Here is a 22,656-nt window from a genome sequence, read left to right on the forward strand (position 1 = left end):
TGCGCAGTTTACACGCCGCGATGTTGAATGACTCGTCAGTCACCACTGACGAACGGTCATGCAGATCATGAGCGCTGGTCACTTGACACCTTTGCCGGCGTTTTTGGAGGTGCCCTTGCGCCCGATGAGCATCAACCGCCAGGTTCGCCTAGGCGACTTTCTTTTCACCGGAGAGTAACGAGGAATCCATGAAGGTTCTTGTAGCTGTCAAACGCGTTGTGGATTACAACGTCAAGGTTCGCGTCAAGGCGGACAATTCCGGCGTCGATCTTGCCAACGTCAAGATGTCGATGAACCCGTTCTGCGAGATCGCCGTGGAAGAAGCCGTACGCCTGAAAGAAAAAGGTGTTGCGACTGAAATCGTCGTCGTCTCCGTCGGCCCGTCCACCGCTCAAGAGCAACTGCGCACCGCGCTGGCTCTGGGTGCCGACCGCGCCATCCTCGTCGAGTCCGCCGAAGACCTGACTTCCCTGGCCGTTGCCAAGCTGCTGAAGGCCGTTGTCGACAAGGAACAGCCTCAGCTGGTGATCCTTGGCAAACAAGCCATCGACAGCGACAACAATCAGACTGGCCAGATGCTCGCTGCATTGAGCGGCTACGGTCAGGGCACGTTCGCTTCGAAAGTCGAAATCAGCGGCGACAGCGTTGCCGTGACTCGCGAAATCGACGGCGGCGCGCAGACAGTTTCCCTGAAGCTGCCGGCCATCGTCACCACCGACCTGCGTTTGAACGAGCCGCGCTACGCGTCTCTGCCAAACATCATGAAAGCCAAGAAGAAGCCTCTCGAAGTGCTGACTCCGGACGCTTTGGGCGTTTCCACCGCCTCCACCAACAAGACCCTGAAAGTCGAAGCGCCGGCTGCACGCAGCGCGGGTATCAAGGTCAAGTCGGTGGCTGAACTGGTCGAGAAACTGAAAAACGAAGCGAAGGTAATCTAAATGACTATCTTGGTTATTGCTGAACACGACAACAAAGTGCTGGCCCCGGCCACGCTGAACACCGTTGCTGCTGCTGCCAAAATTGGTGGTGACATCCACGTTCTGGTTGCAGGCCAGGGCGCTGGCGCCGTGGCTGAAGCCGCTGCGAAAATCGCTGGCGTGAGCAAAGTCCTGAACGCTGACAATGCCGCTTACGCGCATCAGCTGCCGGAAAACGTCGCTCCTCTGGTTGCTGAGTTGGGCAAGGGCTACAGCCACATCCTGGCTGCCGCCACTTCCAACGGCAAAAACATCCTGCCGCGCGTTGCCGCTGCCCTGGATGTTGACCAGATCTCCGAGATCATCTCGGTAGAAAGCGCCGACACTTTCAAGCGCCCGATTTACGCCGGTAACGCCATCGCTACCGTTCAATCGAACGCTGCAGTGAAAGTGATCACCGTGCGCGCTACCGGTTTCGACCCGGTTGCCGCTGAAGGCGGTTCGGCTGCTGTTGAAGCCGTTGCTGCTGCCCACGACGCTGGCATCTCCAGCTTCGTCGGCGAAGAACTGGCCAAGTCCGATCGTCCGGAACTGACCGCTGCCAAGATCGTCGTTTCCGGCGGGCGCGGCATGCAGAACGGCGACAACTTCAAACACCTGTACGCCCTGGCCGACAAGCTGGGCGCTGCCGTGGGTGCATCGCGCGCCGCGGTCGACGCAGGTTTTGTTCCGAACGATATGCAGGTCGGTCAGACCGGCAAGATCGTTGCTCCACAGCTGTACATCGCCGTCGGTATCTCCGGCGCGATCCAGCACCTGGCCGGCATGAAAGACTCCAAAGTGATCGTTGCGATCAACAAGGACGAAGAAGCGCCGATCTTCCAGGTGGCCGATTACGGCCTGGTGGCGGACCTGTTCGAAGCCATCCCTGAGCTGGAGAAGCTGGTCTAAACCGGCTGCTTCACTTATAAAGAGCCCGGCCTTTTGGTCGGGCTTTTTTTTGCTCTCTGTAGGAGCGAGCTTGCTCCGGGCGGCGTTCCGACGATGGACTTCAATGCGCCGCGTTTTTCCAGAATGAACGCGTCATCGTTAACGTCCATCGCGAGCAAGCTCGCTCCTACAGGAGGCATAACCGGGTATGAGTGGAGTGTGAAGCCATGGATCTGCGCCTTGTGTGGAGCTTGCTGGGATTGACGCTGTTGCCGGTGCTGTCTTTCGCTGCAGGCAAGTGTGAACGCCTGGTGGTCACCGGCAGCCCCGACGCGCCGCCGTACCTGTGGCAAGACCCGCAGAATCCCAAACACCTGATCGGTGCCAGCGCTGATTTGTTGCAGCAAGTGGCGGCGGAGTTGGGGCTCAAGGTCGAGCTGCTGTATGCCGGCAAACGCGCCCAGGCCCTGGACGAAGTGCGCAGTGGACGCATGGACATGCTGGCGGACGCGACGTTGACCGTCAGTGAGCTGGAAACCCTGGATTACATCCATCCACCCTTGCTGGAAAACGACTACCTGGTCTGGACGCGCAAGGATTCGACACTGGTCTACAACCAGGCACCCGATCTGCACGGCCATCCGGGTGCCGTGTCGGAAAAGGCTCGATTGACCCCGCAATTCAACACCTTTGCCGCACAGCAATTAACCCTCGCGCGCACGTCCAACCTGACCCTGGCCTTTCAGAAACTATTGTTGGGCGAAGTCGAATTTGTCCTGGCCGGACGTTACTCGGGCATGGCGACTGCACAGGCACTGGGCATGGCCGGTGATCTGAGCGCGCGTTCGCAACCGGTCGACAAGCCTGGCCTGTTCCTGGCGATTTCCCACAACTCGGCCTGCAACGATCCGTGGTTGCGCGGACAGTTGGCCAAAAAGATGACAGAATTGCCCGCGTCCGGACTGACGGAGGCCGTTCTGCTGCGCAATATCGAGCGTTGGAAGGCACAGCGCTCACAACCGCAGCAACCCTCGCAACAACCCGTCAGTACCCCAAAACAGTAGGGATATTTAGTGAGTATTCGACCTCTTTTCGCTGCCGTGGCCATTGTCGCCCTGGCCGGTTGTGCAACCGATCCGGCGCCGAATGAACAAATGCGCCTGACCGAACAGGCACTCGAGCAGGCCAAGGCCGTGGGTGCGACCGCCGACGATGTGCCGGAAATGAAACTGGCCGAGGACAAGTACAATCGCGCCAAGGGCAACATGACTGACCAATCGTTCAAGAACGCGCGCATGCGCGCCGAGCAGGCCGAACTGGATGCGCGCCTGGCTGAGGCCAAGGTGCTGACGGCCAAGAGCGAAGAACAGTTGAACGTGCTCAACACCCGTATCGCCCGTCTGCACAAGCAACTGGGAGATGCTCAATGAGCCTCAAGCGCAAAACCCTTGGCGGTTTGATCCTGGCCGCCAGCCTGACCGGTTGCGTCAGCCAGCACAGCGAGAACGCGTTGCAGCAGGCCGGAACCGACTTTCAGAAGGTCAAGGAAGACTCCAATGTGCTGCGAATCGCCCCCAAGGATGTGATCCGTGCCGGTGAGTCCCTGGCCCGTGCCGATCGCCTGTCCAGCTATTGGGGCAGTGGTTCGGACGTGGTGCATTACGCCTACCTGAGCCAGCGCTATAGCGCCATTGCCCGGGAACACACCAATCAGGCGCTCAACGAAGAGCAAGCGGCAAAACTCGAACTGGAACGCCAGCGTCTGCAACTGGCATTGCGTGAGTCCAAACTGTTCAGTGTGCAGCAGCAAGGCAAATGGCTTGAGGAGCAGATCCTGGCATTGACCACCTCCCAGACCGACCGCGGTCTGGTGATGACGTTGGGCGACATGCTGTTCGACACCGGCGAAGCGGAATTGAAACCTTCGGCCAACCGCGTGGTGTTGAAGATCGTGCAGTTCCTGCAACTCAACCCCAAGCGTGTGGTGCGGATCGAAGGTTACACGGACAGTACCGGGGGCAAGCAGGAAAACCTCAAGCTGTCTCGCGACCGCGCACAATCGGTGGCTGACGTGCTGATGGACCTGGGTATCGACGACAAGCGCATCCAGGTCGAAGGTTATGGCGATGAATACCCCGTGGACGCGAATGCGTCGGAACGGGGCCGTGCACAGAACCGTCGGGTGGAGATTGTGTTTTCCGACGAAAACGGCCAGCTCGGCGCCGCCCGCTAAAGCTACTCCAGGGTGACGCTATGCACCCTGTAGGAGCTGTCGAGTGAAACGAGGCTGCGATCTTTTGATCTTGCTCTTGATATTCAAGTGGGGCTGGAAAGATCGCAGCCTCGTTTCACTCGACAGCTCCTACAAGCTCCTACAAGCTCCTACAAGCTCACAAGCTCCTACAGCCCTACAACCCGGCCTGCCATGCAACGCCGGGTTTTTTTATGCCTGCCGATTACCGCACAAAACAGTACAGATTTTGCTGACACTGCACTGTACGGTCGACTATTGTGGTAACTGTCCCCGTACACTTCTAAACTGTTCCGGTATTGTTTCACACAAGAATAAAATGCCCGTGAAATCGAGTGCTGCGTCATGACCAATCTTTTGCTCTATCAACGTATTGCTCAACAACTGGCCGAAGACATCCGCCGTGGGGTCTATCAGCCGGGAGAGCGCGTGCCTTCGGTGCGCAAGATGAGCTCGCAGCTCAATGTCAGTCATGCGACGGTGTTGCAGGCGTATGCCAATCTCGAAGATCAGGGGCTGATCCGTGCCCGCCCGCAGTCGGGTTACTACGTGCACCAGACGCCGGCACTCACGGCGCCGACGCCGGATATCGCCCGGGTCGAGCGCCCCGGCCTGGTCACCCGTAGCAGCATCATTCAACAAGTGCTGGTCGAATCCCGTCGTGAAGGTGTCTTCCCGCTGGGCGCTGCGGTGCCGAGTGTCGACTATTTACCGGTGCGGGCGCTGCATCAGCAATTGGCCAAAGTCACTCGTTTCCATAGTCCGCGTGCCTTCAGTTACATGTTCAGCCCCGGTTTCGAGCCGTTGCGCCGACAGGTGGCGATCCGCATGCGTGATGCCGGCGTGGTGGTCGACCCGTCGGAAGTGGTGATCACCCACGGCTGCGTCGATGCGCTGCAGATGTCCTTGCGTGTGCTGACCCGTCCGGGCGATCTGATCGCAGCCGAGTCGCCGACCTATTACGGGTTGCTGCAACTGGCCGATCTGTTGGGCCTCAAGGTCATCGAGATCCCCAGCGATCCGGCCACGGGCATGAGCCTGGAAGCCCTGCAACTGGCAGCCAATCAATGGTCGATCAAGGCCTTGGTGCTGACCACCCGGCTGAGTAATCCGTTGGGTGGCACCATGCCTGAAGAACGGCAGAAACAACTGCTGCGCCTGGCGTCGGACTTCGATATCCAGATTGTCGAAGACGATATCTACGGTGAGCTGATGTTCGAGCAGGGGCGCACCAAGTCCCTCAAGGCCTATGACCGGCTGGATCGGGTGATCTATTGCTCGAGTTTCTCGAAAACCCTGTCGCCCGGGGTGCGGATCGGCTGGATGATTGCCGGCAAGTACCAGCAGGAAATTCAGCGCTTGCAGACCTTCAGTACGCATTCAGCGTGCAGCGTGACCCAGATGGGCATCGCCGCTTACCTGGAAAATGGCGGGTACGACCGGCATCTGCGCTTCATCCGTCAGGAGTACCGCAAGAACCTCAGTGCCTTCCAGCTGGCCGTGCAGCAGTATTTCCCGGAAGGCACACAGATGACCCGGCCTACCGGTGGCTTCATTCTGTGGGTCAGTCTGCCGGGGCGGGTCAACACCCAGGAGTTGCACGTGCGGGCATTGCAGCAGGGCATCAGTATTGCGCCCGGGTTGATCTTCAGTAATACCGAGCAATTCAATCACTGCATTCGCCTCAACTGCGGTACGCCCTGGAATCGTGAAGCCGAGCGCGCGTTGATGACCCTGGGCATGCTGGCCACCCAACTCTGCCAGGAGATGGCTGGCGGTTTGTAACAGTCTGCTACTGCGCTTGTCTTGTGGGCTGCAACAGGCGAGCATAGGCACCTCTGCCGTTTGCACCCACCGTTGGATACATGAAACCGATTTTTCCTGCCGCCTGGCTTTTGCTCTGCCTGATTGCGAGTATTCAGCCGGTATCCTTCGTTGCGGCCGCCGGGCAGGATCAGCAGGCCACCGGCAGTTTCCACGTCGCACCGATAGAAACCCCACCCGCAAAAAAAGCCTCGCCGGCCAGTAAACCGGCGACGCCCGCGAAAAAACGCCCACCCATTGCTTCCAAATCGAAACCGGCCAGCGAAGTGGTAAAGACCGAGCTGCCATCCGCCAAGCTGGACCTGAGCTTGCCCAAGGATATGGTTCAGGAGCTCAAGCCGGTCGGAACGGTGCCGTTGTCCAAGCGCGAACCGCTGCTGCCCCAGATGTTCGGTGACAAAAGCGGCAGCAGCCCGTTCCAGCTCAACGGCCGCCTGCTCAGCAATGAAATGCAGTTGCAACTGCGCAATGAAGAGCGCCGCGAGGTTGAAGGCGCGGCACTGGATTTCGAATTCAAGCAGTAACACCAACAAGATTGGCAAGCCGCAGAACAGACGCTTTGTCGGAGACTGGTCGGTCATGCCCGTTTGCGCGGAAAAACCCGCTCGCAGGTATTTTAAAACAACTGTTTTAGCGGGTACTCTGTGCCCCGTCCTTTTACACATTGCTCGTCGCGAGGAGCTTGTCGTCATGAAATGCCGTGAGGGCTGTGGCGCTTGTTGCATTGCCCCGTCCATCAGTTCACCGATCCCCGGTATGCCTAACGGCAAGCCCGCGGGGCAGCGTTGCCTGCAACTTTCCGCCGATAACCTGTGCAATATTTTCGGCCAGCCGGAACGGCCGGCGGTGTGTTCTGCCTTCGAGGCCGACCCCGAGGTGTGCGGAAGCAGCAGCGAAGAGGCCATCCGGTTGATTGGCTGGTGGGAGCAAATGACGGCGGCGTGATGTGTCCCAACGAACGGAACTTCAACAATAAGGAATAAGACTATGGGTTCGCTGCATCGTATGGCTGTGCTGTGTGGTTTGACGGTTGTGCTGGCTATCTCGACGGCCCAGGCCGAAGACTGGAAAGTCAAGAAAGACGAAGACGGCATCAAGATCTCCCTGAGTGAAGTGGCCGGGTCTGACTACAAGGCCTACCAGGGCGTTACGCTGATGAAAACCACCATCGCCAAGCTGCGTGCGTTGCAGGATGACGTGTCCGGAGCCTGCGCCTGGATTCACGAATGCAAAACCCAGAAGCTGCTCAAGCACGAAGGTGACCAGAGCTGGACCTACACTCAGTTCAACACCCCATGGCCGGTGACTCCGCGTGATTCGGTGCTGCACATCACCACCACCGAAGGTGCCGATGGCAGCCTGACCCGCAAGCTCGAAGGCGTACCGAAATACATTCCTGAAGAAAAAGGCTTCGTCCGGGTCGCCAAGGTCGACGGTTTCTGGAAGTTCGTACCCAAGGGCGACCAGATAGAAGTGACCTATCAGGTGCACACCGAGCCGGGCGGCAGCGTGCCGTCGATGGTGGCCAACAAGTTCGTGGTGGATGCCCCGTTCAATACCTTGAAAGCCCTCAGGGAGCGCGCCGAGAAGTAACGGCGTGGTGCTTTAAAGGCGACTTCGCAGCGCCCCGACCGGTTCGGGGCGTTTGCGTTTTTGGCCGGGCAGGGCGCTTTAATTTGTTTCTGGATATGCGTTGCACGAAATTTTCACCAAGTCTCCAAGACAATTCGCCGGCTCTCCCGCCACACGCAACGTATTCCTGAGTGCAGGATGAAACAGTCGGGATGAGGGTAGTAATCAATGGCAATACAGCCGTTGATCGTGCAACATTTGCGCACCGCGCAAACCCCCGGGCCTGGTACGGGCCGAAAAGAGGGCCAGGCGCAGCTGTATTTTTGAAACTTCAACTTCCAATGGGTCCTAAAACGACATGGCAATCCCGGACGCCCTGAATCAGCAGCGAGCTTCTAGTCGCCTGCTGCAACCGACCGTCAAATCGCATCTGGCCTACACGCTGTTGTGTGCCCTGGTCATGATGGTCATGTTCAGCCTGCTGCGCGTCGCGCTGCTGGTCTACAACCGCTCGATGATCCTCGATACACCGGCTTCGACCTTCCTCGAGGCATTCGCCAACGGTCTGCGTTTCGACCTGCGCCTGGTGGTGTATCTCAGTATTCCGTTGCTGCTGGCATTGTTCAGTGCCCGGGCCATGGCCGCACGCGGGCTGTTCCGTCTCTGGCTGACGGTCGTCTCCAGCATTGCGCTGTTCCTGGGCCTGATGGAGATGGACTTCTATCGTGAGTTCCACCAGCGCCTCAACGGCCTGGTCTTCCAGTACGTCAAGGAAGATCCGAAAACCGTGATGAGCATGCTCTGGTACGGTTTCCCCGTGGTCCGCTACCTGCTGGCATGGGCCGTGGGCACCTGGATCCTGAGCCTGGCATTCAAGGGCGCCGACCGTGCGACCCGCCCTCGTGGCCCGTTCAGTGGCGGCAGCATCGGTACTCGCCAGGTTGCGCCGTGGTACGCACGTATTGCGGTATTCGTGGTGTGCCTGCTGATCTGTGTGGTCGCCGCGCGCGGCACGCTGCGCCAGGGCCCGCCGCTACGGTGGGGTGACGTCTATACCACCGACTCGAATTTCGCCAACCAGTTGGGCCTCAACGGCACGCTGTCGCTGGTCGCCGCAGCCAAGAGCCGCATGTCCGAGGAACGCGACAATATCTGGAAGGCGACCCTGCCTCAGCCACAAGCCCAGCAAGTGGTGCGTGACATGCTGGTGGTTCCGGCCGATAAACTGGTGGATGTCGACACTGCAGCGGTACGTCGCGATTACACCCCGCCGGCCGACAAGACCCTGCCGATCAAGAATGTCGTTGTGATCCTGATGGAAAGCATGGCCGGTCACTCGGTGGGCGCGCTGGGCGGGCCGGGCAACATCACGCCGTACCTCGACAAACTGTCAAAGGAAGGCTTGCTGTTCGACCGTTTCTTCTCCAACGGCACCCATACCCACCAGGGCATGTTCGCCACCATGGCCTGCTTCCCGAACCTGCCGGGCTTCGAATACCTGATGCAGACCCCGGAAGGCAGCCACAAGCTGTCTGGTCTGCCGCAGTTGCTCAGTGCCCGTGACTTCGACGACGTGTATGTCTACAACGGCGATTTCGCCTGGGACAACCAGTCGGGTTTCTTCAGCAACCAGGGCATGACCAACTTCATCGGTCGTAACGATTTTGTGAACCCGGTGTTCTCTGATCCGACCTGGGGCGTATCCGACCAGGACATGTTCGACCGTGGCCTGGTCGAGCTCAAGGCACGGGAAAACGGCAAGCCGTTCTATGCCTTGCTGCAAACCCTGTCCAACCACACGCCTTATGCCTTGCCGACGCCATTGCCAGTCGAGCGCGTAACCGATCGGGGCAGCCTGAACGAACACCTGACCGCCATGCGTTACTCGGACTGGGCACTGGGTCAGTTCTTTGAAAAGGCCCGCAAGGAGCCGTACTTCAAGGAAACCCTGTTTGTCATCGTCGGTGACCACGGTTTTGGTAACGAACAACAGATCACCGAGATGGACCTGGGCCGCTTCAACGTGCCGATGCTGATGATCGCGCCGGGCATCCAGGAAAAATTCGGCCAGCGTGACCACACCGTGGGCACCCAGATCGACATCGTGCCGACCATCATGGGCCGCATCGGTGGCGAAGTGCGCCATCAGTGCTGGGGACGCGATTTGCTCAACCTGCCGCAAGGCGACCTCGGCATTGGTGTGATCAAGCCGTCGGGCAGCGAGCAGACCACGGCCATCCTCACCGCCGACCAGATTCTGGTTCTGCCGAAGGACAAGGACATGGCGCCGAAGTTGTATCAGTATGAATTGGGGGCCACGCCTCGCGCCGAAATCATTGCTGACGCGCCGCGTACCGCCGAGTTGAAACTCAAGCTCGAAGCGTTCCTGCAAACAGCGACCAAGAGCCTGCTGGACAACACCGCAGGTGTCGTTGACGGCACGCCGGACTAAGTTGTGACGCAATAGAAAAGAGGCCCTTTGAGGGCCTCTTTTTTTTGCCTGGCGGTTTTTATATTCGGCCGAGCAAGAGCAGGATCAACAGCACCACCAATACGACGCCGATGATTCCGGACGGGCCGTAACCCCAACTTCTGGAGTGCGGGAAGACCGGTAAACCACCGATCAGTAACAGGATCAGAATGATGATCAGTATTGTGCCCATGTCTATTTCCTTGTCGAAATGCAGTGGAATGACCATGCCAATCAGGTCAGCGGGAATGAAGTAAATTCGAGCTGCTTAAAAAATCCGACTCTCGCGCCTGCAGGAAAATTCCAAGTTTTTTTGAAGTATTTCGGACAGGTTCTTATTTCTTTTGTGATTGCCTTAGTTGCTTGTCACGCGCCCGCGGTTTGCTCGGGCCATTCAGCAATCTGATGGAGCGTGGGTCGGGCAATTTCCTTCGCTACACTCGATGCATCTTCCGAGAACAACAAGGCTGTTTGCTATGCAAAATCGCATGATGATCACTGGTGCAGGCTCTGGCCTGGGTCGCGAAATCGCGCTGCGCTGGGCGCGTGAAGGTTGGCAACTGGCCTTGTCGGACGTCAGCGAGCCCGGTTTGCAGGAAACCCTGAAGTTGGTCCGTGAAGCCGGTGGCGATGGTTTTATCCAGCGCTGCGACGTACGCGACTACAGCCAATTGACGGCGTTCGCCCAGGCCTGTGAGGTCAAGCTCGGCGGCATCGATGTCATCGTCAATAATGCCGGTGTAGCTTCTGGCGGCTTCTTCAGTGAGTTGTCGCTGGAGGACTGGGACTGGCAGATCGCGATCAACCTGATGGGCGTGGTCAAGGGCTGCAAGGCTTTCCTGCCGCTGCTGGAACAAAGCAAAGGCAAGATCATCAACATCGCCTCCATGGCCGCGCTGATGCAAGGCCCGGCGATGAGCAACTACAACGTGGCCAAGGCGGGCGTGGTGGCGTTGTCCGAAAGCCTGCTGATCGAGCTGGCGCATCAGGAAGTCGGCGTACATGTGGTGTGCCCGTCGTTCTTCCAGACCAACCTGCTGGACTCCTTCCGCGGCCCGACCCCGGCCATGAAAGCCCAGGTCGGCAAGCTGCTGGAAAGCTCGCCGATCAGCGCCGCCGACATTGCCGACTACATCTACCGGCAGGTCGCTGCCGGCGAGTTCATGATCCTGCCCCACGAACAGGGCCGTATGGCCTGGGCGATCAAGCAGAAGAACCCGCAATTGCTCTACAACGAAATGACCGTCATGGCCGATAAAATGCGCGCCAAGGCCAGGCAATCCGCAAGCTGATCTTGCCCGCAGGCAACGCTGTGGTTAGGGTGGCCGCCATCGGCCATCCTTGCGAGACGCTTGCATGCTCAATTACCTGTGGTTTTTCCTCGCCGCGCTGTTCGAAATTGCCGGTTGCTTCGCCTTCTGGATGTGGCTGCGCCAGGGTAAAAGCATGTGGTGGGTGGTGCCGGCGCTCCTCAGCCTGACCCTGTTCGCCCTGCTGCTGACCCGTATCGAGGCCACCTACGCCGGCCGCGCCTACGCTGCCTACGGTGGCATCTACATCATTGCCTCGATCGGTTGGCTGGCCGTGGTCGAGCGGATTCGTCCGCTGGGTTCGGACTGGCTCGGCGTGGCGCTGTGTGTGATGGGCGCGAGTATCATCCTGTTCGGTCCGCGATTCTCCGCGTCCTGACAGCTCGTCCCTACAATCAACCTGCTTGTCAGACTTTTCCGTCAGTGGGGTGGCTCAGGGGCTGTCAGTCCGGTCCGGTTTGCTGTCGGAGCATTGTAGGCGCACGGCGGGCCGGGCATCTTCAGGGGCCAGTAATCCCTGAAGGACACTCCTTATGCTCGTACTCAGTCGCGTTGTGGGCGAAACCATTTCCATCGGTGACAACATTTGCGTGCGCGTTCTCGCGGTCAACGGAAACCACGTTCGCTTTGGCGTCGAGGCGCCCCAGGACGTCAATGTGCACCGCTCCGAAATCTATGAACGCATCCAGAACAAACTGGCGAAAACCAAGGAGCGCTGAAGCTTCAGTCAAACAGGTGCTTGGGCACGTCATGCTTGAGCATCAGTTGGCATTGCTCGCTTTCCGGGTCGAAGACAATCAGTGCCTGGCCCTTGGTCAGCGCCTGGCGCACGCGCAGTACGCGGGTTTCCAGCGGCGTGTCGTCACCATTGTCGGTGCCGTCGCGGGTCACGAAGTCCTCGATCAGGCGGGTGAGGGTGTCGACTTCAAGTTGGTCGTGGGGGATCAGCATAGGCACCTCGGTTGGATCAATGGCGGGATGCTACGGCGTATGGCAGGTATCGGCTAGCCTGGGATTTGATGTTGTCTGCACTGACGCCATCGCGAGCAAGCTCGCTCCCACAAAGTTCAGCGGCGAACCGGAGAATTGTGTTCACCACCGATCAACTGTGGGAGCGAGCTTGCTCGCGATAGCGGTTTACCCGGCGATGAAGATCCTGGATCAGCTCTCCGACCGCTGCCCCACCAGGCTGTCCACCGACGGCACCCGCGTATCGCTTTCCATCTGTGTGTCATGTTCGAGCTGATGGCTGAACCGGTCCAGTGAGCCCTTGGCCGGTTGCGCATCGCTGGCAAACACCGGCGGGCTGAGGATGTACGCACCGAGCAGGCGGCTCAGGGCGGCGAGGCTGTCGATGTGGGTGCGTTCGTAACCGTGGGTGGCGTCGCAGCCGAAGGCGAGCAGGGCCGTGCGAATGTCGTGGCCGGCGGTGACCGCCGAATGCGCGTCGCTGAAGTAGTAGCGGAACAGGTCGCGGCGTGCCGGCAGCTCGTTGTCGCTGGCCAGGCGCAAGAGGTGACGCGAAAGGTGATAGTCATACGGCCCACCTGAATCCTGCATCGCGATGCTTACCGCATGTTCGCTGGAGTGTTGGCCGGGCGCGACCGGTGCGATGTCGATGCCGACGAATTCACTGACGTCCCAGGGCAACGCCGCCGCGGCACCGCTGCCGGTTTCCTCGGTGATGGTGAACAGCGGATGGCAGTCGATCATCAGTTCTTCGCCACTGTCGACGATGGCTTTGAGGGCGGCCAGCAGCGCGGCCACTCCGGCCTTGTCATCGAGGTGGCGGGCGCTGATATGGCCGCTTTCGGTGAACTCCGGCAACGGGTCGAAGGCGACGAAATCGCCGACGCTGATGCCCAGCGACTCGCAGTCGGCGCGGGTGGCGCAGTAGGCGTCCAGGCGCAACTCGATGTGATCCCAACTGATCGGCATTTCATCCACGGCGGTATTGAACGCGTGCCCGGACGCCATCAACGGCAGGACGCTGCCGCGGATCACGCCGTTGTCGGTAAACAGGCTGACCCGGCTGCCTTCGGCAAAGCGGCTGGACCAGCAGCCGACCGGCGCGAGGGTCAGGCGGCCGTTGTCCTTCACCGCACGCACTGCCGCGCCGATGGTGTCCAGGTGGGCGGAAACGGCGCGGTCGGGGCTGTTCTTCTTGCCCTTGAGCGTGGCGCGGATGGTGCCGCGCCGGGTCAGCTCGAAGGGAATGCCGAGTTCTTCAAGGCGTTCGGCGACGTAACGCACGATGGTATCGGTGAACCCGGTGGGGCTGGGAATGGCGAGCATTTCCAGCAGGACTTTTTGCAGGTAAGCGAGGTCCGGTTCGGGGATTTTGCTGGTCATGGAAACTCCTGATGAGTTGAGCGCATCGATGGTTTCGATGAGGGATTTGTGTTGTTTGTCAGTCCGTCTTCGCGAGCAAGCCCGCTCGCACAGTTGACCGAGTTACTCCATGCAAATGCGGTCGAATGTGGGAGCGGGCTTGCTCGCGAAGGGGCCGGTCCAGGCAACGCATAGCTAAGAGACCGCCGGCTGGCTGTGCGGAAACAACAAATCGACAAACCGCTCCGCCGTCGGCTGCGGTTCGTGGTTGGCCAGCCCGGCCCGTTCGTTGGCTTCGATAAACACGTAGTCCGGCTGGTCAGCGGCGGACACCATCAGGTCGAGGCCGACCACGGGAATGTCCAGCGCCCGAGCGGCCCGTACAGCCGCATCCAGCAGCGTCGGATGCAGGATCGCCGTGACGTCCTCGAGGATGCCGCCGGTATGCAGATTCGCCGTACGTCGTACGAACAGATGCTCGCCGGCCGGCAGAATGCTGCTGTAGTCGTATCCGGCCGCCTGCAAGGTGCGAAGGGTTTCCGCATCCATCGGGATCTTGCTTTCGCCACCCGTGGCCGCTTGTCGGCGCCGGCTCTGGGCTTCGATCAGCTCGCCGATGGAGTGCTGACCATCGCCGACCACTTCGGCCGGCCGGCGAATCGCGGCCGCGACCACTTCAAAACCGATCACCAGGATTCGCAGGTCGAGGCCTTGGTGGAAGCTTTCCAGCAGCACGCGGCTATCAAACCGGCGGGCCGCCTCGATGGCGTGCTGTACCTCCTCTATGGTCTGCAGGTCGACCGCCACGCCTTGGCCCTGTTCGCCATCCAGCGGTTTGACCACCACGCGCCGGTGCTCATCAAGGAACGCCAGATTGTCATCGGCGTTGCCGGCCAGTTGCTGCACGGGCAGGTTCAACCCGGCAGCCTTGAGCGCCTTGTGGGTCAGGCTCTTGTCCTGGCACAGGGTCATGCTGATGGCGCTGGTCAGGTCACTCAGGGATTCGCGGCAGCGTACCCGGCGTCCGCCATGGCTGAGGGTGAACATTCCTGCATCGGCGTCATCGACTTGTACATCGATGCCGCGACGGTGTGCTTCCTCGACTATGATCCGGGCGTACGGATTAAAGGCGGCTTCAGGGCCCGGCCCGAGAAACAGCGACTGGTTGATGCCGTTCTTGCGCTTGATGGCGAAGGTCGACAGGTTGCGAAAACCGAGCTTGGCGTACAGGTTTTTCGCCTGGCGGTTGTCGTGCAGCACGGACAGGTCGAGGTAAGCGAGACCGCGACTCATGAAGTGTTCGATCAGATGCCGCACCAGCACCTCGCCGACGCCCGGCCGCGCACAATGCGGGTCGACCGCCAGGCACCAGAGACTGCTGCCGTGTTCCGGATCGTTGAAGGCTTTTGCATGATTGAGGCCCATGACGCTGCCGATGACCGCGCCGCTGTCATCGTCTTCCGCTAGCCAGTACACCGGGCCGCCCAGGTGGCGCGCAGTGAGCAGGGTGGCATCGATCGGCAGCATGCCGCGCGCCTGATACAGCTGGTTGATGGCCTGCCAATCGGCGTCGCTCTGCGCGCGTCGAATGCGAAATCCACGAAACACCCGGGTCGCCTGGCGGTAGTCGCTGAACCACAGGCGCAAGGTGTCGGACGGGTCGAGGAACAGCTGCGCCGGCTCCAGCCCCAGCACCTGCTGGGGCGCGGCGACGTACAGCGCGATGTCCCGTTCGCCGGGGTGCTCGTTGAGCAACTCCGCGGCGAGGCTCGCCGCATCGGCAAAGGTGTGGCCGATCAACAAGCGACCCCAACCGCAATGCACGGCAATCGGCGCGGCGCCGAGTTCACTGCCATCCTCGGCCAGACGCGCCTGCAAACGTTCGTAGGAAGGCGACTGGCCGCGCAACAGGCGTTGGCTGAAAGCCGTGGCGTGAGGTTTCATCGGTCAGATTCCTTGTTCACTGAGCCACAGGTTGAGGGCCGCCAGTTGCCACAGCTTGGAGCCGCGCAACGGCGTCAATTGTCCCTGGGGATCGGTCAGCAGACGGTCGAGCATTGCCGGGTTGAACAGGCCGCGATCCTGGCTCGGATCGAGCAGCAATTCACGCACCCACTCCAGCGTATCGCCCTGCAAATGCTTGAGACCCGGCACCGGGAAGTAACCTTTCTTGCGGTCGATCACTTCACTGGGAATCACTAGGCGCGCGGCTTCTTTCAAGACTTGCTTGCCGCCGTCCGGCAGTTTGAAACGCCCCGGAATCCTGGCCGACAGCTCGACCAGGCGATAGTCGAGAAACGGCGTGCGCGCTTCCAGACCCCAGGCCATGGTCATGTTGTCGACGCGTTTGACCGGGTCGTCCACCAGCATCACCGTACTGTCCAGACGCAAGGCCTTGTCCACCGCCGCATCGGCACCGGGCTGGGCGAAATGGGCTTTGACGAAATCACCGGCGGCGTCATTGGCGGTCAGCCATTTTGGCTGCACGGTCGCCGCGTAGTCGTCGTAATTGCGGTCGAAAAATGCGTCGCGGTACGCGGCATAGGGATCGCTCGCACCGTCCACTTGCGGATACCAGTGGTAGCCGGCGAACAGTTCGTCGGCGCCCTGGCCGCTCTGGACGACCTTGCAGTGTTTGGCCACTTCGCGGGACAACAGGAAGAAGGCGATGCAGTCGTGACTGACCATCGGTTCGCTCATGGCGCGGAACGCGGCGGGCAGTTGTTCGATGATCTCTTTTTCATCGATGCGCAATTGGTGATGCTGCGTGCCGTAGTGCCGGGCGATCAGGCCGGAGTACTGGAACTCGTCACCGCGCTCGCCGCCGGCATCCTGGAAACCGATGGAGAAGGTCGACAGATTGTCCACGCCGACTTCCCGCAACAGGCCCACCAGCAGACTCGAGTCGACACCGCCGGACAGCAGCACGCCAACATCGACCGCCGCACGTTGACGAATCGCGACGGCTTCGCGGGTGCTGTCGAGCACCCGGTCGCGCCAGTCTTCGAGGGTCAGGTTTTTCTCGTCGTCGTGGGGGCCGTAGGCCAGGGTCCACCAGGTTTTCTGCTCGGTGCAACCATCGGCTTCGATGCGCATCCAGGTGGCTGGCGGTAGTTTTTCGATGCCCGCCAGCAACGTGCGCGGAGCCGGGACCACGGCGTGGAAATTCAGGTAGTGATTGAGCGCCACCGGATCGAGGACCGGATTGATGTCGCCGCCCTTGAGCAAGGCCGGCAGAGCTGAGGCAAAGCGCAAACGCTGGCCGGTGCGCGACAGGTACAAGGGTTTTACGCCAAGACGGTCGCGGGCGATGAACAGGCGTTGGGCATCGCGCTCCCAGACGGCAAAGGCAAACATGCCGTTGAGTTTCGGCAGCAAGGCTTCGCCCCAGGCGTGATAGCCCTTGAGCAAGACTTCAGTGTCGCCACCGGAATAGAAGCTGTAACCCAAGCCTTCAAGCTCGGCACGCAATTCCGGAAAATTGTAGATAGCGCCGTTGAAGGCCAGGGACAGGCCCAATTGCGGGTCGATCATCGGCTGCGCCGAGCCGTCCGACAGGTCCATGATTTTCAGGCGCCGATGGCCCAGGGCAACCGGCCCCTGGCTATGAAACCCCCAGGCGTCGGGGCCGCGAGGGGCCAGGTGATGGGTGATTCGTTCAACGGCTGCAAGGTCTGCAGGTTGATGATCAAAACGTAACTCGCCAGCTAATCCGCACATAAATTCCTTACCGGTTTTTCCGTTGGGGAGGGTCAATCGATACCGCGCCAAAATGGCGGGTACTCAGAAACTGACCCGCCTCGGCAAGGGGAGTTTTATATCGATGAGTTATAAGCGGGCGAAGCCGGGGCCGAGAGCCGCTGTGCGGGCGCTCTCGACGGCGGTATCGGCTATTTGCCCCGGATCAGGCGCCGTAACGCAAACCGGTTGGGATGACAGGCTTCGGCCACGCTTCTGGGCAACGGCAGGGGTTCGTTGTCCAGCCAGGCTGCCAGCAGTTCTCCGGACAGCGGCGCGGTGATCAGGCCGCGCGAGCCGTGGCCGCTGTTGACGTACAAACCGTCGAGCCACGGGCATTCGATGTCCGGCACCTGTCGGGCGTCCTTGCCCAGCGCGACATAGGCCTGAGCGAAGGCCTGGGTGTCGGCCAAAGGGCCGACGATTGGCAGGTAGTCGGGACTGGTACAGCGAAACGCGGCGCGCCCCTGGAGGCTCTCGGGGTCGAGGCGGTCGATCTCCAGGCGCTCGACCAGATCGTGGGAAATCTCCTCGAGCATGGCCAGGTTGCCCAGGTGTTCAGCCGTGGTCGGCGTCAGGTCATCGCTGTTGAAATCGAAACTGGCCCCCAGGGTGTGTTCGCCCAAGCGTGCCGGAGCGACATAACCTTCGGCGCACACCACAGTGCTCAGGGCCTGGCTTTGCGGTGTTTGCGCCAGGCGGGTGATTTGCCCGCGGATGCGTTTGAGCGGCAACCCGGCACTCTCGGGGAAACGCTGGATTTCCGCAGCACCGGCGAGAACCACCACGGGGGCGCTGGCAAGCAATTGCTCGCCGTTCCAGGCTTGCCACTGATCCTCGACCTTGCGCAGTTCCAGCGCATCGCAATGCGTGAGCAGTTGGACCTGCGGATGTCCGGCCTGCCACTGGCACAGCGCCGGTGGGTGGACCCAGCCGCCTTGCGGATAGAACAGGCCCCCGTGTTCCAGCCCGATCCCGGCCACGGCCTGGGCCCTGGATTGATCCAGCAGGTGCAACAGGTCCGGCGCAAACGCCGCCGCCAATTGCGCCTGGCGTTCGGCTTCCTTGGCATTGAAGGCCAGTTGCAACACGCCGCAATCGTCCCAGTCGCGGCCCCGTTGCAAGTGTTCGAGCAGTCGCCGGGTGTAGCCGAATCCGCTGACGATCATTTGCGACAGCGTCGTGCCATGGGCCGATAACTTCAGGTAGAGCACGCCCTGCGGATTGCCCGAAGCTTCCCGGGCGATGTCGTCGTGACGCTCCAGCAACGTCACTTGCCAGCCGCGTGCGGCCAGGCTGGCGGCGCTGGCACAACCGGCCAGCCCTGCGCCGATCACCAGTGCCCGGCGTTCGCCGCTCGGCGGTGCAGGTCGGGCAAACCAGGGTTTGTCAGGCGCCGGAGCGGGTACGTCGTGGGGCCAGCCGAGGAACTCGCCACGCAGGATTTCCCATTTGTGGCCGATGCCCGGGGTGCGTTTCATCTTGAAACCGGCGGCGTTGAGCAGGCGACGCACCCAACCGGTGCTGGTGAAGGTGCTGATGGAGGCACCGGGCGCGGCCAGGCGCGCCAGTTCGGCAAACAGTTCGGCGGTCCACATGTCAGGGTTTTTCGCCGGAGCGAAACCGTCGAGGAACCAGGCGTCGATCCGGGCGTCGAGTTGGGGCAGTTGTTGCAGCGCGTCGCCGATCAGCAGGGTCAGGGTGACGCGACCGTGGTCGAGTGTCAGGCGCTGAAAGCCCTGATGGATGGCTACGTACTGCTCAAGCAGTTGATCGGCAAACACCTTGAGTTCCGGCCACAGCGCCAGGGCTCGTTGCAAGTCGGCCGGGCTCAACGGGTACTTTTCGACGCTGACAAAATGCAGCCGCGCACCGGTCGCGGCGTGTTGCTCGAACACCTGCCAGGCGCACAGGAAATTCAGCCCGGTGCCAAACCCCGTTTCACCGATGACCAGCCGCCCGCCGTCGGGCAAGGCCGCAAAGCGCTCCGCCAAACGGTTCTGCTCGATGAACACGTAGCGGGTTTCGTCCAGCCCCGATTTGTCGGAGAAATACACATCATCGAACACTCGCGAATACGGGCGACCTTGGTCGTCCCAGTCGAGTTGGGCGTGGGGCAATACAGGTTTCATGGCAGGCTCGGCAACGGCAAGGTCGCCATTCTAGCCGATTGACCGCGTGGCCAAGCTCTTTGTGGCGAGGGGGCTTGCCCCCGTTGGGTCGCGAAGCGGCCCTGAAATCAGCCTACTGGGTCTGTCAGGTAAATCCGGTTGGCTGGTTTTACGACTGCTTCGCAGCCGAACGGGGGCAAGCCCCCTCGCCACAGGTGTTGGTGGCGTTAGGGAAAAACTCTGCTGGCCTTCAGTTCAATCCGCTAGTCTTGCTCACATCTGGAAGGGAGTCATCCATGTTCGAATCCGCCGAAATCGATCACGCCATCGACAAAGAAACCTATGACGCCGAAGAACCGGCCCTGCGCGAAGCGTTGCTGGATGCGCAGTTCGAATTGCAGCAGCAACGCCGCTTTCCGGTGATCATTTTGATCAATGGCATCGAAGGTGCCGGCAAGGGCGAGACGATCAAGTTGCTTAATGAGTGGATGGATCCGCGCCTGATCGAGGTCCGTACCTTCGATCAGCAAACCGACGAAGAACTGGCACGGCCGCCGGCCTGGCGCTACTGGCGGATGCTTCCGGCCAAGGGCCGCATGGGGATTTTCTTCGGCAACTGGTACAGCCAGATGTTGCAGGGGCGGGTCCACGGTGAGTTCAAGGATCCGCGACTCGACCAGGCGATCAATGCCGCCGAGCGCCTGGAAAAGATGCTCTGCGATGAAGGTGCGCTGATCTTCAAGTTCTGGTTTCACCTTTCCAAGAAGCAAATGAAGGCACGCCTCAAGGCGCTGGCCGACGACCCGCTGCACAGCTGGCGCATCAGCCCGCTGGACTGGCAGCAATCGGAAACCTACGACAGGTTCGTGAAGTATGGCGAGCGGGTGCTGCGCCGTACCAGCCGCGACTATGCACCCTGGCATGTGATCGCCGGGGCGGATGCCCATTATCGCAGTCTGGCCGTGGGGCGGATTCTGCTGGCGGGCCTGCAGGGCGCATTGCAACGGCCAACGATCCATCCGGAGAAGGTCAGCGCAGCGCCAGTGTTCCCCAGTGTCGATCAAGTGAACCTGCTCGACAGCCTGGACCTGAGCCTGCACCTGGAGAAGGAGGATTACGAAGAACAGCTGATCACCGAGCAGGCGCGTTTTTCCGGGTTGATGCGTGATAAACGCATGCGTCGCCATGCGCTGGTGGCGGTGTTCGAGGGCAACGACGCGGCAGGCAAGGGCGGGGCGATCCGCCGGGTGGCGGCGGCGCTTGATCCGCGCCAATACAGCATCGTGCCGATTGCCGCACCCACCGAAGAGGAGCGGGCGCAACCCTATCTGTGGCGCTTCTGGCGGCACCTCCCGGCCCGGGGCAAGTTCACCGTGTTCGACCGCTCCTGGTATGGACGGGTGTTGGTGGAGCGCATCGAAGGGTTTTGCAGTCCGGCAGACTGGCTGCGTGCCTACGGCGAAATCAACGATTTCGAGGAACAACTCGTCGACGCCGGTGTGATCGTGGTCAAGTTCTGGCTGTCCATCGACAAACGGACGCAACTGGAGCGCTTTGAGGAGCGCGAAAAGATTTCCTTCAAGCGCTTCAAGATCACTGAAGATGACTGGCGCAACCGTGAAAAATGGGATGACTATCGCGCAGCGGTCGGCGACATGGTCGACCGTACCAGCACCGAGATTGCGCCATGGACCCTGGTGGAAGCCAACGACAAGCGCTGGGCGCGAGTCAAAGTCTTGCGCACCATCAACCGGGCACTGGAGGAGGCTTTTGAAAAATCCGACCGGCATGAGCGCAAGAAGCAGAAGGACAAGGATTGAGGCGATGGTTGCGCATACGCGGGGTGAATGATTGTCGCGGTCGGTGAAGGGCTGGACTTATGCTCGGTCCACTCTCAACCGACAACAACAATGAGGTATGCCATGCGTGAAGTGGTGATCGTCGACAGCGTGCGGACCGGCCTGGCCAAATCCTTTCGCGGCAAATTCAACATGACCCGCCCGGACGACATGGCGGCACACTGCGTCGATGCCCTGTTGGCGCGCACCGGTATCGATCCGGCAAGCGTCGAGGACTGCATCGTTGGCGCCGGTTCCAACGAAGGCGCCCAGGGTTTCAATATCGGGCGCAATGTCGCGGTGCTGTCGCGCCTGGGCATCGGCACGGCCGGCATGACCCTCAACCGCTTCTGTTCCTCGGGCTTGCAGGCGATCGCCATCGCCGCCAACCAGATCGCTTCGGGTTGCAGCGACATCATCGTCGCCGGTGGCGTCGAGTCCATCAGCCTGACCATGAAAAGCGTCAACACCGACAACCTGATCAACCCGCTGCTCAAGGAGCAGGTGCCGGGCATCTACTTCCCGATGGGCCAGACGGCTGAAATCGTCGCGCGTCGGTACAACGTCAGCCGGGAAGAGCAGGACCTGTACGCGCTGCAAAGCCAGCAGCGTACCGCCGAGGCTCAGGCCGCCGGGCTGTTCACTGATGAAATCGTGCCGATGGCGGTGAAGTACCGCGTCGAAGACAAGGCGACCGGCCAGGCGCAGATCCTCGACGGCATTGTCGACCGCGACGACTGCAACCGCCCCGACACCACCCTGGAAAGCCTGGCCGGCTTGAAACCGGTGTTCGCCGAAGATGGCTCGGTCACGGCCGGCAACTCTTCGCAACTGTCGGACGGCGCGTCCATGACCCTGGTGATGAGCCTGGAAAAGGCACTGGAACTGGGGCTCAAGCCGAAAGCCTTCTTTCGCGGTTTTACCGTGGCTGGTTGCGCACCGGACGAGATGGGCATCGGCCCGGTGTTTTCGGTGCCGAAACTGCTCAAGGCCAAAGGCTTGCAAGTTGCCGACATCGATCTGTGGGAACTCAACGAGGCGTTCGCTTCGCAGTGCCTCTATAGCCGTAATCGCCTGGAAATCGACAACGCCCGGTACAACGTCAACGGCGGCTCGATTTCCATCGGCCACCCGTTCGGCATGACCGGTTCGCGTCAGGTCGGGCACCTTGTGCGTGAATTGCAGCGGCGCAATTTGCGTTACGGCATCGTCACCATGTGCGTGGGTGGGGGGATGGGGGCTACGGGGTTGTTTGAAGCGGTGCGGTAAGCCTCGATGTTCCTCGTTGTCAGTTAGATAGCCATCGCGAGCAAGCTCGCTCCCACAGGTTTTGTGGTGACCAAAGAACCTGTGGGAGCGAGCTT

Annotated in this window: 21 protein-coding genes; 15 read left to right on the top strand and 6 right to left on the bottom strand. The window is 60.7% G+C overall.

Annotated elements, in window-relative coordinates; all coding sequences use genetic code 11:
- Positions 1-188: 188 nt before the first annotated feature.
- The 10 genes from C9422_RS06000 (at position 189) to C9422_RS06050 (ending at position 9,946) form a co-directional block, all read left to right on the top strand.
- Positions 189-938: an electron transfer flavoprotein subunit beta/FixA family protein gene (locus C9422_RS06000; RefSeq protein ID WP_015093946.1), complete on the top strand. Its 750-nt coding sequence runs from the start codon at positions 189-191 to the stop codon at positions 936-938.
- Complete coding sequence (locus C9422_RS06005; protein ID WP_116579999.1) at positions 939-1,868, top strand: electron transfer flavoprotein subunit alpha/FixB family protein; 930 nt, start codon at positions 939-941, stop codon at positions 1,866-1,868.
- 206 nt (positions 1,869-2,074) lie between these two features.
- Positions 2,075-2,911 carry an ABC transporter substrate-binding protein gene (locus C9422_RS06015; RefSeq protein WP_116580001.1) on the top strand — a complete coding sequence of 279 codons (837 nt, stop codon included), beginning with the start codon at positions 2,075-2,077 and terminating at the stop codon, positions 2,909-2,911.
- 9 nt (positions 2,912-2,920) lie between these two features.
- Complete coding sequence (locus C9422_RS06020; RefSeq protein WP_165824753.1) at positions 2,921-3,277, top strand: DUF4398 domain-containing protein; 357 nt, start codon at positions 2,921-2,923, stop codon at positions 3,275-3,277.
- Positions 3,274-4,080 carry an OmpA family protein gene (locus tag C9422_RS06025; RefSeq protein WP_116580002.1) on the top strand — a complete coding sequence of 269 codons (807 nt, stop codon included), beginning with the start codon at positions 3,274-3,276 and terminating at the stop codon, positions 4,078-4,080. Before C9422_RS06020 ends, C9422_RS06025 begins: the two co-directional genes overlap by 4 nt.
- 363 nt (positions 4,081-4,443) lie before the next feature.
- Entirely contained in the window at positions 4,444-5,883 is a 1,440-nt protein-coding gene (locus tag C9422_RS06030) for a PLP-dependent aminotransferase family protein (RefSeq protein ID WP_007973699.1), read from the top strand.
- Positions 5,884-5,963: 80 nt separating this feature from the next.
- Positions 5,964-6,446: a translation initiation factor 2 gene (locus C9422_RS06035; protein WP_116580003.1), complete on the top strand. Its 483-nt coding sequence runs from the start codon at positions 5,964-5,966 to the stop codon at positions 6,444-6,446.
- Between the two features lie 166 nt (positions 6,447-6,612).
- Complete coding sequence (locus C9422_RS06040) at positions 6,613-6,867, top strand: YkgJ family cysteine cluster protein (protein ID WP_116580004.1); 255 nt, start codon at positions 6,613-6,615, stop codon at positions 6,865-6,867.
- A gap of 42 nt (positions 6,868-6,909) precedes the next feature.
- Positions 6,910-7,515: an START domain-containing protein gene (locus tag C9422_RS06045; protein WP_116580005.1), complete on the top strand. Its 606-nt coding sequence runs from the start codon at positions 6,910-6,912 to the stop codon at positions 7,513-7,515.
- Positions 7,516-7,852: 337 nt separating this feature from the next.
- Entirely contained in the window at positions 7,853-9,946 is a 2,094-nt protein-coding gene (locus C9422_RS06050) for an LTA synthase family protein (RefSeq protein ID WP_116580006.1), read from the top strand.
- Positions 9,947-10,004: 58 nt separating this feature from the next.
- On the opposite strand, the gene C9422_RS06055 is transcribed toward C9422_RS06050, so the two are convergent.
- Positions 10,005-10,163 carry a DUF3309 family protein gene (locus tag C9422_RS06055; RefSeq protein WP_172435350.1) on the bottom strand — a complete coding sequence of 53 codons (159 nt, stop codon included), beginning with the start codon at positions 10,161-10,163 and terminating at the stop codon, positions 10,005-10,007.
- Between the two features lie 277 nt (positions 10,164-10,440).
- On the opposite strand from C9422_RS06055, the gene C9422_RS06060 reads away from it, so the two are divergent.
- The 3 genes from C9422_RS06060 (at position 10,441) to csrA (ending at position 11,993) form a co-directional block, all read left to right on the top strand.
- Positions 10,441-11,256 carry an SDR family oxidoreductase gene (locus C9422_RS06060; RefSeq protein ID WP_116580007.1) on the top strand — a complete coding sequence of 272 codons (816 nt, stop codon included), beginning with the start codon at positions 10,441-10,443 and terminating at the stop codon, positions 11,254-11,256.
- A gap of 64 nt (positions 11,257-11,320) precedes the next feature.
- Entirely contained in the window at positions 11,321-11,653 is a 333-nt protein-coding gene (locus tag C9422_RS06065) for a YnfA family protein (RefSeq protein WP_007973686.1), read from the top strand.
- Positions 11,654-11,807: 154 nt separating this feature from the next.
- Positions 11,808-11,993: a carbon storage regulator CsrA gene (csrA, locus tag C9422_RS06070; protein WP_007973685.1), complete on the top strand. Its 186-nt coding sequence runs from the start codon at positions 11,808-11,810 to the stop codon at positions 11,991-11,993.
- 4 nt (positions 11,994-11,997) lie between these two features.
- On the opposite strand, the gene C9422_RS06075 is transcribed toward csrA, so the two are convergent.
- From C9422_RS06075 to mnmC, 5 genes are all read right to left on the bottom strand, one after another.
- Positions 11,998-12,225, bottom strand: coding sequence for a YheU family protein (locus C9422_RS06075; protein WP_003199186.1), 228 nt, complete (start codon positions 12,223-12,225; stop codon positions 11,998-12,000).
- 210 nt (positions 12,226-12,435) lie between these two features.
- Positions 12,436-13,626, bottom strand: coding sequence for an osmoprotectant NAGGN system M42 family peptidase (locus tag C9422_RS06080; protein ID WP_116580008.1), 1,191 nt, complete (start codon positions 13,624-13,626; stop codon positions 12,436-12,438).
- A 174-nt stretch (positions 13,627-13,800) separates the two neighbouring features.
- Entirely contained in the window at positions 13,801-15,549 is a 1,749-nt protein-coding gene (gene ngg / locus C9422_RS06085) for an N-acetylglutaminylglutamine synthetase (protein WP_116580009.1), read from the bottom strand.
- Between the two features lie 3 nt (positions 15,550-15,552).
- Positions 15,553-17,325 carry an N-acetylglutaminylglutamine amidotransferase gene (locus C9422_RS06090; RefSeq protein ID WP_116580010.1) on the bottom strand — a complete coding sequence of 591 codons (1,773 nt, stop codon included), beginning with the start codon at positions 17,323-17,325 and terminating at the stop codon, positions 15,553-15,555.
- Positions 17,326-17,495: 170 nt separating this feature from the next.
- Positions 17,496-19,475, bottom strand: coding sequence for a bifunctional tRNA (5-methylaminomethyl-2-thiouridine)(34)-methyltransferase MnmD/FAD-dependent 5-carboxymethylaminomethyl-2-thiouridine(34) oxidoreductase MnmC (gene mnmC / locus C9422_RS06095; protein WP_116580011.1), 1,980 nt, complete (start codon positions 19,473-19,475; stop codon positions 17,496-17,498).
- Positions 19,476-19,750: 275 nt separating this feature from the next.
- Here mnmC and pap point away from each other — a divergent pair, with 275 nt between their 5' ends.
- Both pap and C9422_RS06105 read left to right on the top strand, forming a co-directional pair.
- Positions 19,751-21,274, top strand: coding sequence for a polyphosphate:AMP phosphotransferase (gene pap / locus C9422_RS06100; protein WP_116580012.1), 1,524 nt, complete (start codon positions 19,751-19,753; stop codon positions 21,272-21,274).
- Positions 21,275-21,376: 102 nt separating this feature from the next.
- Complete coding sequence (locus tag C9422_RS06105) at positions 21,377-22,561, top strand: thiolase family protein (protein ID WP_116580013.1); 1,185 nt, start codon at positions 21,377-21,379, stop codon at positions 22,559-22,561.
- Positions 22,562-22,656: the final 95 nt, after the last annotated feature.

It is taken from the genome of Pseudomonas sp. B1(2018), from assembly GCF_003097365.1.
In the GTDB taxonomy this organism is placed as follows: domain Bacteria; phylum Pseudomonadota; class Gammaproteobacteria; order Pseudomonadales; family Pseudomonadaceae; genus Aquipseudomonas; species Aquipseudomonas laurylsulfatiphila.